Source organism: Marinomonas sp. IMCC 4694 (genome assembly GCF_008122525.1).
Classification (GTDB): domain Bacteria; phylum Pseudomonadota; class Gammaproteobacteria; order Pseudomonadales; family Marinomonadaceae; genus Marinomonas.
Genome location: NZ_VSRV01000001.1, coordinates 1,480,288 through 1,493,250 on the forward strand (window position 1 = coordinate 1,480,288; position 12,963 = coordinate 1,493,250).

General features: G+C 43.5%; 12 protein-coding genes. 9 read left to right on the plus strand and 3 right to left on the minus strand.

From position 1 onward, the window contains the following. Positions 1-55 precede the first annotated feature (55 nt). The 4 genes from lpxC (at position 56) to mutT (ending at position 5,476) form a co-directional block, all read left to right on the plus strand. A complete protein-coding gene (gene lpxC / locus FXV75_RS06700) occupies positions 56-973 on the plus strand; it encodes a UDP-3-O-acyl-N-acetylglucosamine deacetylase (RefSeq protein WP_148831786.1) in 918 nt (305 codons plus the stop codon). 143 nt (positions 974-1,116) lie between these two features. Next, positions 1,117-3,822, plus strand: a complete 2,706-nt coding sequence (gene secA / locus FXV75_RS06705; RefSeq protein WP_148831788.1) for a preprotein translocase subunit SecA — start codon at positions 1,117-1,119, stop codon at positions 3,820-3,822. A 47-nt stretch (positions 3,823-3,869) separates the two neighbouring features. Then, entirely contained in the window at positions 3,870-5,090 is a 1,221-nt protein-coding gene (gene argJ, locus FXV75_RS06710) for a bifunctional glutamate N-acetyltransferase/amino-acid acetyltransferase ArgJ (protein WP_148831789.1), read from the plus strand. Continuing rightward, a complete protein-coding gene (gene mutT / locus FXV75_RS06715; protein WP_148835273.1) occupies positions 5,090-5,476 on the plus strand; it encodes an 8-oxo-dGTP diphosphatase MutT in 387 nt (128 codons plus the stop codon). Before argJ ends, mutT begins: the two co-directional genes overlap by 1 nt. 80 nt (positions 5,477-5,556) lie before the next feature. Here mutT and FXV75_RS06720 read toward each other — a convergent pair whose 3' ends face one another. Next, positions 5,557-6,354 carry a response regulator gene (locus tag FXV75_RS06720; RefSeq protein WP_148831791.1) on the minus strand — a complete coding sequence of 266 codons (798 nt, stop codon included), beginning with the start codon at positions 6,352-6,354 and terminating at the stop codon, positions 5,557-5,559. Between the two features lie 135 nt (positions 6,355-6,489). Here FXV75_RS06720 and FXV75_RS06725 point away from each other — a divergent pair, with 135 nt between their 5' ends. Genes FXV75_RS06725 through FXV75_RS06740 form a run of 4 tightly spaced genes read left to right on the plus strand, consistent with a single transcriptional unit; the run spans position 6,490 to position 9,253 of the window. Next, complete coding sequence (locus tag FXV75_RS06725; RefSeq protein ID WP_148831793.1) at positions 6,490-6,768, plus strand: peptidylprolyl isomerase; 279 nt, start codon at positions 6,490-6,492, stop codon at positions 6,766-6,768. A 21-nt stretch (positions 6,769-6,789) separates the two neighbouring features. Beyond that, a complete protein-coding gene (locus tag FXV75_RS06730; protein WP_148831795.1) occupies positions 6,790-7,218 on the plus strand; it encodes a TIGR01244 family sulfur transferase in 429 nt (142 codons plus the stop codon). A gap of 40 nt (positions 7,219-7,258) precedes the next feature. Then, entirely contained in the window at positions 7,259-7,870 is a 612-nt protein-coding gene (locus FXV75_RS06735) for a helix-turn-helix domain-containing protein (RefSeq protein WP_148831797.1), read from the plus strand. 36 nt (positions 7,871-7,906) lie between these two features. Continuing rightward, on the plus strand, positions 7,907-9,253 hold the full coding sequence (locus FXV75_RS06740) for a class II 3-deoxy-7-phosphoheptulonate synthase (RefSeq protein ID WP_148831799.1): 1,347 nt from the start codon (positions 7,907-7,909) through the stop codon (positions 9,251-9,253). A 106-nt stretch (positions 9,254-9,359) separates the two neighbouring features. Here the strand turns inward: FXV75_RS06740 and FXV75_RS06745 are convergent, their stop codons facing one another. Together FXV75_RS06745 and FXV75_RS06750 are read right to left on the minus strand one after the other, a co-directional pair. Beyond that, positions 9,360-10,061: a GIY-YIG nuclease family protein gene (locus FXV75_RS06745; RefSeq protein WP_148831801.1), complete on the minus strand. Its 702-nt coding sequence runs from the start codon at positions 10,059-10,061 to the stop codon at positions 9,360-9,362. A gap of 93 nt (positions 10,062-10,154) precedes the next feature. Then, positions 10,155-10,781 (minus strand): O-methyltransferase, encoded by a 627-nt coding sequence (locus FXV75_RS06750; protein ID WP_148831803.1) that lies wholly within the window; start codon positions 10,779-10,781, stop codon positions 10,155-10,157. A 237-nt stretch (positions 10,782-11,018) separates the two neighbouring features. Here FXV75_RS06750 and thrS point away from each other — a divergent pair, with 237 nt between their 5' ends. After that, positions 11,019-12,956 carry a threonine--tRNA ligase gene (gene thrS, locus FXV75_RS06755; protein WP_148831805.1) on the plus strand — a complete coding sequence of 646 codons (1,938 nt, stop codon included), beginning with the start codon at positions 11,019-11,021 and terminating at the stop codon, positions 12,954-12,956. Positions 12,957-12,963 lie beyond the last annotated feature (7 nt).

Below are 12,963 nucleotides of genomic sequence, written 5' to 3' on the forward strand. Positions count from 1 at the left end.
TTATTGATACTATTTTGTAAAGAATAGTATCCAGTCATAAAAATGTAGGATTATAATGGTACGCCAACACACACTAAAAAACATTATTCGAGCGACTGGAGTCGGTTTACATTCCGGCGAGAAAGTATACTTGACACTAAAACCCGCGCCTGTAAATACGGGTATCGTATTTGTTCGCACAGACTTGGACCCCGTTGTGGAAATCCATGGTGACGCACGATCTGTAGGGTCAACAAATTTTGCAACGGCTTTATGTCAAGGTGATGTAAGAGTGAGTACCGTTGAACATTTATTGTCTGCAATGGCAGGGTTAGGTGTAGATAACGCTTATGTAGAAGTCAGCGCTAGCGAAATTCCTCTTATGGACGGCAGCGCTAGTCCTTTTGTCTTTCTTTTACAATCAGCGGGACTTGAAGCTCAAAATGCCCCTAAGAAATTCATTCGAGTCAAAAAGCCTATTCGTGTAGATGAAGGTGATAAGTTTGCAACACTTGAGCCTCATTCTGGTTTTCGATTGTCTTTTACGATCGATTTTCAGCACCCTGCGATTGGAGAGGATGTGCAGAGTACCTCGTTTGACTTTTCAACGACGACTTTTGTGAAAGAAATTAGTCGTGCTCGAACATTTGGCTTCATGAAGGATCTCGAATACTTCAAAAATAATAATTTGGCTCGCGGCGCGAACATGGAAAATGCCATCGTTTTAGATGATTACCGTGTTTTGAACGACGAGGGCTTGCGCTACCGTGATGAGCTAGTTCGTCATAAGGTGTTAGATGCCATCGGTGACCTTTATTTACTTGGTCACAGTTTGATCGGTGAATATAAGGCTTATAAATCAGGGCACGCTCTAAATAATAAGCTTTTGTTGGCTCTGCTTGAGCATCAAGATGCTTGGGAGTATGTTGTTTTTGAAGATGAAGCTCAAACAACTCCTATCTCTTATGTTGAGCCTGTATTTGTTGGTGCTTAACAACTGTTTAAATCTTGATCGTATTTATAAAAGCCAGACTTTATGTCTGGTTTTTTTGTATTTGAGGTCTTCATATTTCATGTTTTGTCGAACATTACCATGATAGACTGTTTCTATTACTAATTGGCTATGATGAGTTCAAGATGTTAGGAAAAGTGATTAAAAAAATTGTCGGCACAAAGAATGACCGAGAAGTTAAACGATTTAAAAAAATCGTTACGCAAATAAATCAACTTGAAGAACCTTTCAGCAAACTGTCCGATGATGAACTATCTGCAAAAACCAGTGAGTTTCGCGAACGAATAAATAAAGGTGAATCACTGGATTCTATTTTGACGGAGGCTTTCGCTGTTGTTCGTGAAGGCAGTAGCCGTGTGATGGGGATGCGTCATTTTGACGTACAGCTCATTGGCGGTATGGTTTTAAATGAAGGTAAAATTGCAGAGATGCGTACGGGTGAGGGTAAGACGCTGGTGGCGACTCTTGCTGTGTACTTAAACGCTTTATCATCAAAAGGTGTGCATGTTGTTACAGTAAATGACTATCTCGCAAAACGCGATGCTAACTGGATGCGTCCTCTTTATGAATTTTTAGACATGAGTGTCGGCGTTGTTTTTTCCGGACAGGAGCGTGACGATAAAAAAGCCGCCTACTTATGCGATATAACTTATGGAACCAACAATGAGTTTGGTTTTGATTATTTGCGCGACAACATGGTTTTTAGACTTGAAGATCGAGTGCAACGTGATCTGAACTTTTCGGTTGTCGATGAGGTGGATTCCATTTTAATTGACGAGGCGAGAACCCCTCTCATTATTTCTGGTGCTGTTGAAGACAGTTCGGAGCAATATCGTAAAATTAATGCGCTTGCGCCTCTTTTGGTTAAACAAGAGCATGCTGAAGCGGAAGAAATTACCGGACATTATACGTTTGATGAATCTCAGAGAAGTATAGAGCTGACTGAGTTAGGGCATTCATTTGTTGAAGGTTGGCTCGTTGAGCAAGAATTATTAGGTGAAGGTGAAAGCCTTTATGCTGCGGGCAATTTATTATTGCTTCATCATGTTCATGCCTGTCTAAAAGCCCACGTCATCTTTAAGAAAAACGTGGATTACGTTATTCAGGGTGATCAGATTGTTATTGTTGATGAACACACTGGTCGAACGATGGTTGGCCGACGTTGGTCTGAAGGTATTCATCAGGCAGTGGAAGCAAAAGAAGGGGTAACAATTCAAGCAGAAAGTCAGACGTTAGCGTCAACTACCTTTCAAAACTATTTCCGCTTGTACGATAAACTTTCTGGAATGACGGGTACGGCCGATACAGAGGCTTTTGAATTTCAGCAGATTTACGGTCTTCCTGTTATTGTTATACCGACCAATCGTCAAGTTCAGCGTAAAGATTTCAATGATCTTATTTACATGTCTACAGAAGACAAATTTGAAGCCATCGTACAAGACATAGAATCGATTGTAGCGCAAGGTCGTCCTGTACTTGTGGGTACGGCATCGATTGAATATTCTGAACTTCTATCCAACTACCTCAACAAAAAAGACGTCAAACACAATGTGCTAAACGCTAAGCAGCATGAACGAGAAGCCGAAATAGTAGCAGACGCGGGTCGTCCTGGTGCCGTGACTATTGCAACCAATATGGCTGGTCGAGGAACCGATATTGTGCTTGGTGGTAACTTGCAAGTTGAGATTGTTCAATTGGGTGAGGGCGTTAGTCAGGATGCTATTGACGCCTTAAAGACCGATTGGAAGCAAAGAAATGAAGCGGTATTGGCGGCGGGTGGTTTACATATTATCGGCACTGAGCGCCATGAATCTCGTCGAATCGATAATCAGCTACGAGGTCGTGCGGGTCGTCAAGGTGATGTGGGTTCGTCGCGTTTCTATTTGTCTTTAGAAGACAATCTAATGCGTATTTTCATGTCCGATCGTATCAAGAAAATGATGATGGCACTTGGTATGGAAAAAGGCGAAGCCATTGAGCACAAAATGGTGTCTAACGCGATAGAAAAAGCCCAGCGTAAGGTAGAAGGGCGCAATTTTGATATTCGCAAGCAGCTTTTAGAATACGATGATGTCGCCAACGATCAGCGACAAGTGATCTATCAGCAGCGCTTTGACATGATGGTTTCTGATGATCTTTCAGGCGCTATTGCCGCTATGCGTGAAGACTTAGTAACAGGGCTTGTAGATGAGTTTATACCGCCTCAAAGTATCTTCGATATGTGGGATCTTAAGGGCTTAGAAGAAAAAGTATTAAATGAGTTTGGTACGGATTTGCCCGTGTCAAAGTGGGTTGAAGAAGACAAAAAGCTCTATGAAGAACCATTACGTCAGAAAATACTAGACACCTTTGTGAATGATTATAAGGCGAAAGAAGACGTTGCGGGCGAGCAAGCTTTTCGATCTTTCGAGAAGCAGGTATTGCTGCAAGTGCTAGATACTTTGTGGAAAGAACATTTGCAAACTATGGATATGTTGCGTCAAGGTATTCATTTACGTGGGTATGCTCAAAAAAATCCTAAACAAGAATACAAACGTGAGTCATTTGAGTTGTTTCAAGGTCTTTTGGAGCAGATTAAGTTTGAGGTTATTCAAATAATCACTCGCGTAAAAGTTCAGTCAGCCGATGAGGCGCAAAAAATTGAAGACGCACGTAAAAAATTAGAAGAAAAAACCACCATGAATATGGTTCATGATTCTTTGAACTCATTGTCTGGCGATTCTTCTGGTTCTAATGTTGACCTGCAGGAATACCCTAAAGTGGGCCGCAATGAGCCTTGTCCTTGCGGATCAGGTAAAAAATACAAACAGTGCCACGGCAGTCTTGTTTGATTTAATGTGTGTGGGTTTGAAAAGTAGTGTAGTTGGAGAGTATTCAAATGGCAGTAGGGTTGCATGATTTTCCTCATATTCCAGAGATAAAAGGAATTAAAATTGGGGTGGCTGAAGCAGGAATTAAAAAAGCCAACAAAAAAGATGTTGTGATTTTTGAATTGTGCGAAGGATCTTCTGTAGCGGGTGTCTTTACTCAAAACGCATTTTGCGCCGCTCCAGTTCGCCTTTGTCAAGCGCATCTTGGCTTGGCGGAGAGCCGATATTTGCTTATCAATACGGGTAATGCCAATGCGGGTACGGGGAAGTCGGGCGTAGAGGCGGCATTGAAAACGTGTGCGGCCTTAGCTACGCAAACCGGTGTCAGTGTTGAGTCTATTTTACCTTTTTCAACAGGCGTTATTGGTGAGCCGTTACCTGTAGATAAAATTTGCAGTGCAATTCCGACTGCGTTAGCCAATTTATCGGCGGATAACTGGTATTCTGCGGGTCTTGGTATTATGACAACTGATACCTTGCCAAAAGGTTCAATACGGTCTTTTGATTTTGGTGGGCAAACTTTTACTGTCGCTGGTATCTCAAAGGGAGCGGGTATGATCCGCCCTAACATGGCGACCATGTTAGGCTATATTTGCAGCGATATCGCCATCAGTGTTGAGTTACTTGAGGGCATCTTAAAAGACGTAGTCAACAAAAGTTTTAACCGCATAACAATCGATAGTGATACTTCAACAAATGATTCTTGTATTGCTATTGCGACGGGTAAAGCTGGAAATGCCATTATTTCATCATTAGATGAACCGCTAGCACAGGCTTTTGTTGTTGCGTTTACCGAAGTTATGCAAGAGTTGGCTCATGCTATTGTGCGTGATGGTGAGGGAGCTACTAAGTTTGTTACGGTCGAGGTTGTTGGTGCCCTCGTTGAGGCGGATGCAACAAAAACGGCTTTTGAAATTGCTCATTCTCCACTAGTAAAAACAGCCTTGTTTGCGTCAGACCCAAATTGGGGGCGTATATTGGCCGTTGTGGGTCGTGCAGGTGTCGACAATCTGAATGTTGACGGTGTTCAGCTACATATCAACGGCGTTGAAATTGCCAGAGATGGCGGGCGTTCACCAGATTACCGAGAAGAGCAAGGTAAGGTGGCAATGGCGCCGCAAGAGATACATATCGTAGTGGATTTAGGTATGGGTGAAGCATCGGATGTTGTTTGGACAACCGATTTTTCTCATGAGTATGTGACGATAAACGCAGATTACCGAACTTGATGCGGATTCGTGTTGCTGTTGGTATTATTCTCAGAGGCGATACTGTTTTGATCGCATTGAGAAAAGTCAGTCAGCATCAGGGTGGGTTATGGGAGTTTCCAGGCGGTAAGTGCGAGCAAGATGAGGCACCGCATACCGCATTGGTACGAGAACTACAGGAAGAATGTGGCATCATGGCGACAACCTGTACTTTTTTTAAGTTGATTTCTCATGATTACGTTGATAAACGTGTTGAGCTTCATTTTTACAAGGTAACGGCTTTCGGCGGCGAGCCAAGGGGCAAAGAGGGTCAGCAGGTTATGTGGGTGGCGTTCGATGATCTGTCAGATTATGCGTTTCCTGAGGCAAACCAGAGCGTTGTGTTAGAGTTAATGTCTTGCTCTTAGATAAAGTGTCGAAATTGGGATCAAAAAAAAGCGTCTATTTAGGGCGCTTTTTCGTAACTATTTTTACGTAAGTCCTCTATTTAATTGAGGATTTTCGCTAATAAATCTCGGACTACACTGGGTTCAAATGGTTTTCCACATATGGCATCGACACCTTCCTGTGCGATATTAGACAGTTTGCTATCCTCAGAATTTGAACTCACCATCAAAATGGGAATATGCGCGAGTGCAGGATCAAGGCGAACAGCTTCAGTGAGCTCGCGTCCGTCCATTTCTGGCATATTGTAGTCAGTGACAATCAGATCAAACTCCATCTTTTTTAACAGTACAATGGCCTCTTTGCCATTCTCCGCAAACTCAATGGCTTTGATACCCATTGTATTGAGGGTTTTACTCACGTGTTTTCGCGCCAAGCGGCTGTCGTCAGTCACCAGTACTCTGAGTGTTCCCGGGTCAAACAGCTCTAGATCAATGTCTTCCTCAACGATAAGATCAAGGGTGGCGTGAATTGCTCGCTTTAAATCTTTTTGGCTGAAAGGTTTGGGTAAAATAGCAAGCACGCCAGATTGCCTAAGGTGCTCTAAGTGTTCTCGGTTTCTTTCGCTGGAAATTAACATGAAGCATTGGTGTTCGGTTTTTTTGTTGTTTCGTATTTGATCGATCAGGTCGTTTGCAGACCCGTCTGGGAGGTACATCGAGGATATAATAAGGTCTGGTGGAAAAGAGGCAAGGGAGCGTATTGTTTCTTCGATGGTGCTGGAGTGTTCTATTTGTTTAATACCTGCGTCATCTAATGCTTTTGTGATGATTTTTCTTTGAGTGTCAGAAGGCTCAACAAGAAGAAAAGAGAGGTCGCTGATCGCTGCATAGGTACTCATAGTATAATTGCCTAAATGTGAGTGTTAGTTTTTTGACCAAGACTGTTTCAAGCTTAGTGATCACTTGTCACGAATTCCATTATACTAGATAGGTTACCATGTTTTATCCAGTGTGTTTGAGTGTTGGGAGGGCGAATGTCTACAGCAAGTGCGTGTCATATTTTGGTAAAAACAAAAGTCGAAGCTGAATCATTAAAGCTCAAATTAGACAAAGGTGCCGATTTTCACAAATTGGCAAAGCACTATTCGACCTGCCCGTCAGGAAAGAAAGGCGGTGATCTTGGTGAATTCCGTAAAGGGGATATGGTGCCAGCCTTTGATAAAGCCGTTTTTGGTGGTCCCTTGTATAAAATTCAAGGCCCGATTAAGACGCAATTTGGTTTTCACCTGATTAAAGTGCTGTACCGCGCTTAACGATATTATTGAGGAGATGATATGAACAATCCTATTCAGCTTGATGCTCATTATTTTGTGTTGCCTCAAGTTTTACCGGCAGACTTGGCAACACTAAAAAGCCAAGGCTTCGAACGCATCATTAATAATCGCCCTGAGAGGGAATCGGATGATCAGCCTGATGGTGAGAGTTTGCGCATAGAAGCGGATCGTTTGGGGCTTGAATACGTTAGTAATCCAATTGATTTATCTGCTTTGTCGCAAGCGAATGTTCAATCCCAAGCTGGCGCCTTAAAAGAGAGCAAGAAAACGTTGGCATTTTGTCGAACAGGTACGAGATCCTCGGTGTTGTGGGTGTTGCTAGAAAATGCCAAGGGGGCAAAGTTTACCGATTTAGAGGTCTATGTTACGGGTAAGGGATTCGATCTATCTCGATGCTTACCTGCTATGACACCTCTTTTGGTTCCATAGCCTGTATTGGCATTTTTTATTATAGATATATTGGTGCATTATGGTTAGTCGTCCGTCACTAGAAACCGCTACGGCATCAGACCCCGATCGTTTTGTTGAGCCTCTAGAATTAGGTAAGCGCGTTAAAGCGATTCGTTTAGCAAAAGGTTGGACATTGGAAGAAGTGGGTAAGCGAACCGGTATCGCTCGCTCTACTTTGTCTAAGATTGAAAACGATCAGGTGTCGCCCAGTTTTACCATTGTTCAAAAGCTCATTAATGGCTTGGAAATGGACTTGCCTCAGTTGTTTGTTGAGGCCAGTGAGCATTCCATTGCTGGGCGCAGAGACATAACGCGAAAAGGTCGAGGGGAACCTCATCCAACAGCGACGTATGAGCATGAGTTGCTTAATTACTCCATCAGTCGAAAAAAAATGGTGCCTTTTAAAACAACCGTCCGAGCCCGTTTATTTAGCGAGTTTAAAGAGTGGGTCCGACATGACGGTGAAGAGTTTTTGTTGGTGATTCAGGGTAAAATCAATTTTTTTTCTGAGCTCTATGAGCCAATAGAGTTAAAAGAAGGTGACAGTGTGTATTATGATGCGACTATGGGGCATGCGGTTGTGTCGCTATCAGCAAAAGACGCCGAAATTTTGTGGGTTGTCGCTCGTTAACATAGATTAAAAACATAAAAAAGGTTGTAGGAAATTATGTCACAGTGGAGTGTAGCAAGTTGGAGAGAGAAAACGGCATTGCAGCAGCCAACTTACCCTAATGCAGAGCATCTGGCGCAAGTTGAGAGTACGCTTGGAAAAATGCCTCCTCTTGTTTTTGCTGGTGAGGCACGTCAGTTAAAACAAGCGTTGGCGCAAGTGGCTAATGGCCGGTCGTTTTTATTGCAAGGTGGTGATTGTGCCGAAAGCTTTGCTGAATTTAACGCCAATACTATACGCGATACGTTTAAAGTGATGCTGCAGATGGCGGTGGTATTGACCTACGCGGGTAAATGTCCCGTGGTCAAAGTGGGTCGTATGGCAGGGCAGTTTGCAAAGCCTCGTTCTGCCGACAATGAGACCGTTGGTGGTATTGAGCTTCCTAGTTATCGCGGTGACATCATTAACGGCATTGATTTCACTGAGCAAGCAAGAGTGCCAGACCCTGAGCGACTTGTGCAGGTTTACAATCAAAGCGCTTCTACTATGAATCTACTCAGAGCTTTTGCTCAAGGTGGCTTTGCCGATTTGCATCAGGTACACCAGTGGAATTTAGATTTTTTGAACGCCAGTCCAGCGGGAAGTCGTTTTCAGGGTGTGGCCAATAAAATCGATGATGCTTTACAGTTTATGGAAGCATGCGGTATCGGCCCAGGCTTGGCGCAACTTAAAGAGACAGAGTTTTACACGTCTCACGAGGCGTTATTGTTGCCTTATGAGCAAGCTTTGACGCGTCAGGACAGTTTAACGGGTGGTTGGTATGATTGTTCGGCGCATATGTTGTGGATTGGTGATCGTACTCGCCAACTTGATGGAGCCCATGTAGAGTTTTTGCGCGGTGTGCAAAATCCAATTGGTGTCAAAGCGGGCCCTAGTATGGACCCAGAAGACTTATTGCGTTTGTGTGATGTTTTGAATCCAAAAAACGAAGCCGGTCGCTTAAACATTATTGTTCGAATGGGCGCGGATAAAGTGGAAGACGGCATGCCTAAGCTGATTCAAGCGATCCAGCGAGAAGGCAAACAGGTTGTCTGGAGCAGTGATCCAATGCATGGCAACACGGTTAAAGCGTCCACGGGGTATAAGACCCGCCGTGTTAACGATGTGTTGAAAGAAGTTCAGCAGTTCTTTCAGGTTCATAATGCGGAGGGCAGTTATGCCGGTGGTGTGCATTTTGAAATGACAGGGCAAAATGTGACGGAATGTGTTGGGGGGGCTTTTGAAGTGACGGAAGCGGATTTGGCCGACCGATATCACACCCATTGTGATCCGCGTCTCAACGCAGATCAGTCTTTGGAGTTAGCATTCATGATTTCAGAGACCCTTAAAAAAGCACGTGCTTAATGAAAAAACGAGTAATCGTTGTTTTTTTAGCCAGCTAGATCATGATGCAAAAAAACTCAGTTAGTTCGCTAACTGAGTTTTTTTTGGTCTTTATATGTGACGCAGATTAGCTCTTGCGTCGTCGGAAAGCCGATGTGGCCGATTTTGACGTTACATCAATTTTTGCCATGATCAGTGCCATTTCCTCAGCTTCGGCCTGCTGTTGTGATTTTAGTGTCTCTTCACGTTCTTTTTTTGCCGTCTTCTCGGCCGCACTGAGCATTTTTTGAATACTCGCTTTGCTTTTTGTGCGCGGTGGGGCTTTTTTCTTTTCTGTGACCGTTGTTATTGTCGGTGTTCCCAATCGTTCTTCACCAATCAGTTCGCCAAAAAATGACTTGGCTGTCGGTGCTGGCTCAGTGGTTTTTTTGGGTAATTCAACGGTTTTTTTTACCGCGGCTTTACGTGTTTTCTTTGGTTGCTCGGCGGTAGAAACACCGTTGGCATCAAAAAGTGCTTTCTTACCAGTATTTAAATTCGTGGCTTTCTCGGCGGTTTGTGCAATCTTGTAACCGCGTAGACTTTCGCCATTATAGATAGAGATATAATCCGTTTCTAGCTCATAAAGCTCTTGTTTATCACTGGTTTCATACAGCTCTTCAACGGTAAAAGCGTCAATGCCATTTTCCCTAATGTCATTGTACAGTGGAAAATCCAGACCTTCGTTTGATGCTTCAACGTATTGCTCGAATCGCTGAAAGCCGCTGTTAAAGGAAGTGCCAATATAGTGCTTCCCGGAGATATTATTTGTGATTCTAAAAACGACCAAAATCGCTGCCTCTTACGTAATGTCTTTTTAATAGCGCACAACACCCATTTATTTGGAGTGACCCAAATGTGAATGGGGTTATAAAGAATAGGGTTAGTGTTTTACGACGATGTTAAGGCCGTCACGAACATTCAAATGAACATTCTCAACGCGTTTGTCATTCGCAATTAAGCGATTGACTTGGTTGACAGCAACATCGCTGTTTTCTTTCGGGTCCAGAACTCGACCTTGCCATAGTGAATTATCAATGATAATAAGGCCACCAGATCGCACGAGCGGCATCACCGCTTCGTAGTAATTCAGGTAGTTGCGTTTATCGGCATCAATAAAAACAAGGTCAAATTCACCCTCTAATGACTTGATTGTATCAAGAGCGGGGCCAAAAATCGGTTTGATTTTGTTACCGTGCTCGCTACGATCAAAAAAGGATTGAGCAAATTCAATTGCTCTGGGGTTTGTTTCACAACAAATAAGCTCACCATCACATGGCATACCTTCAGCAATGGAAAGCGCAGAATAGCCAGTAAACATGCCAATTTCTAAAGCGCGTTTGGGTTGAGCTATTTTTGTCAAAAGTTTCAGCGTACGGCCAATGGTTTTTCCTGATAACTTGTCTGGGTAGCCCATATCTGAGTAGGTCTTTGCAACCAGCTCAATTAACAGGTCGGGTTCTGCTTGAGTTGTCTCAATGCAGTAGTCGTCAAGAGTAGTAAGATCCATATGGCCTTTTAATAGATAAAGTCTGTGTTAACGAGCGGCAATTTTACTCTGCACGCAGAGAATGTCTATGGTTTAAAGGCAGAAAAAGGGCTTGATTTTTGCGAATGACGTATAAGCGTCGGTTAAATCAGTCATTAAATTAGATTCGCATGAATAAGTGAAAAATGCTAATTTATGTCCTGAAATTTACATGTGCTCTTTGGTATGGAGCACCACTGACTCCGATAGGGGAATAAAATGCCTGTAATTACATTGCCTGATGGCAGCCAACGTTCTTTTTCAAACCCTGTTACTGTGTTGCAAGTTGCCGAGGATATTGGTCCTGGTTTAGCGAAAGCAACGATTGCGGGTCGTATTAATGGTGTTCTCGTTGACGCTTGTGAGCTGATTTATGACGATGCTGAATTAAGTATTGTTACCGGCAAAGAGGCGCAGGGCGTAGAGATCATTCGTCACTCGTTTGCTCACCTTGTGGGTCATGCTGTTAAGCAACTTTATCCGACATCGAAAATGGCCATTGGCCCGGTGATAGACGAAGGCTTTTATTACGATATAGCCTACGAGCGTCCTTTTACGCCAGAAGACTTAGCGGCTATTGAAAAGCGCATTGCTGAGCTCGTTAAAACGGACTATGACGTTGTTAAAAAAATGACGCCAGTGGCTCAAGCCCGTGCACAATTTATTGAGCGTGGTGAAACCTATAAAGTCGCTTTGATTGATGATATGGATGACTCCGTTAAGGAAGTCGGTTTATATCATCATGAAGAATACATGGACATGTGTCGTGGTCCTCACGTGCCGAACACACGCGTACTTCGTCATTTTAAATTGATGAAATTGGCGGGTGCGTATTGGCGTGGTGACTCCAGCAATGAGCAGTTGCAGCGCATTTATGGCACGGCTTGGAACGATAAAAAAGACTTAAAAAATTACCTAACGCGCATTGAAGAAGCTGAGAAGCGAGACCACCGTAAATTAGGTAAAAAACTGGATTTCTTCCATCTTCAAGAAGAAGCGCCGGGCATGGTTTTTTGGCACCCTAAGGGCTGGCGTTTGTATCAAGTTGTTGAGCAATACATGCGCCAAAAACAACTTGATAATAACTACCAAGAAGTGAAAACACCTCAGATTGTAGATCGAGTGCTTTGGGAAAAATCCGGGCATTGGGGTAAGTATCATGAAAACATGTTTACGACGCATTCTGAAAACCGTGATTACGCTGTTAAGCCAATGAACTGCCCTTGTCATATCCAAGTGTATAATCAAGGGCTAAAAAGTTACCGTGATTTACCGTTCCGCATGGCGGAATTTGGTTCTTGTCACCGCAACGAGCCTTCTGGTGCATTGCATGGCATTATGCGTGTGCGTAACTTTGTGCAAGACGATGGGCACATTTTTGTTACCGAAGGGCAAATTCAGCAAGAAGTGTCTGAATTCATAGACTTGTTGCACGAAGTGTATGCCGACTTTGGTTTTGATAACATTATTTACCGTCTATCTACTCGACCTGAGCAGCGAGTCGGTTCAGATGAGGTTTGGGATAAAGCTGAAAAGGCCTTGTCTGAAGCGTTGGACTCTGCGCAGTTGGAGTGGGAAGAGCTTCCCGGTGAAGGGGCTTTTTATGGCCCTAAAATTGAGTTCTCTCTCAAAGACGCCATTGGGCGTGTTTGGCAATGTGGTACGATACAAGTCGACTTTTCAATGCCAACCCGTCTTGGTGCGCAATATGTTTCAGAAGATGGCTCTCGTCAAACCCCCGTTATGTTGCACCGTGCGATTGTAGGATCGCTAGAGCGATTTATCGGTATTTTGATAGAAGAGACAGAAGGTGCCTTTCCGGTCTGGCTTGCACCAGAACAAGTTGTTATTATGAACATAACCGATCGCCAAGCAGACTATTGTGCTGATTTGGAAAAAAGATTGAATTCAAATGGCTTTAGAGCAAAACTTGACTTGAGAAACGAGAAGATCGGGTTTAAAATCCGCGAGCATACTCTTCAACGAGTGCCGTACATGATTGTCGTTGGTGATAAAGAGGTCGAACAGCAACAAGTTGCCGTTCGTACTCGTACTGGTGATGATCTTGGAGTGATGAGTATTTCCGATTTTGAAGAATTGCTTCAACAAGAAATTGCTCGCCGTAGCCGTAAACAAGAAGTGGAGATAGTACTATAAAAGGTAA

What these genes read in the sequence shown, in the direction of transcription:
- lpxC (WP_148831786.1), top strand. Translation starts at nt 56, where the DNA reads ATGGTACGCCAACACACACTAAAAAACATTATTCGAGCGACTGGAGTC.
- secA (WP_148831788.1), top strand. Translation starts at nt 1,117, where the DNA reads ATGTTAGGAAAAGTGATTAAAAAAATTGTCGGCACAAAGAATGACCGA.
- argJ (WP_148831789.1), top strand. Translation starts at nt 3,870, where the DNA reads ATGGCAGTAGGGTTGCATGATTTTCCTCATATTCCAGAGATAAAAGGA.
- mutT (WP_148835273.1), top strand. Translation starts at nt 5,090, where the DNA reads ATGCGGATTCGTGTTGCTGTTGGTATTATTCTCAGAGGCGATACTGTT.
- FXV75_RS06720 (WP_148831791.1), bottom strand. Translation starts at nt 6,354, where the DNA reads ATGAGTACCTATGCAGCGATCAGCGACCTCTCTTTTCTTCTTGTTGAG.
- FXV75_RS06725 (WP_148831793.1), top strand. Translation starts at nt 6,490, where the DNA reads ATGTCTACAGCAAGTGCGTGTCATATTTTGGTAAAAACAAAAGTCGAA.
- FXV75_RS06730 (WP_148831795.1), top strand. Translation starts at nt 6,790, where the DNA reads ATGAACAATCCTATTCAGCTTGATGCTCATTATTTTGTGTTGCCTCAA.
- FXV75_RS06735 (WP_148831797.1), top strand. Translation starts at nt 7,259, where the DNA reads ATGGTTAGTCGTCCGTCACTAGAAACCGCTACGGCATCAGACCCCGAT.
- FXV75_RS06740 (WP_148831799.1), top strand. Translation starts at nt 7,907, where the DNA reads ATGTCACAGTGGAGTGTAGCAAGTTGGAGAGAGAAAACGGCATTGCAG.
- FXV75_RS06750 (WP_148831803.1), bottom strand. Translation starts at nt 10,781, where the DNA reads ATGGATCTTACTACTCTTGACGACTACTGCATTGAGACAACTCAAGCA.
- thrS (WP_148831805.1), top strand. Translation starts at nt 11,019, where the DNA reads ATGCCTGTAATTACATTGCCTGATGGCAGCCAACGTTCTTTTTCAAAC.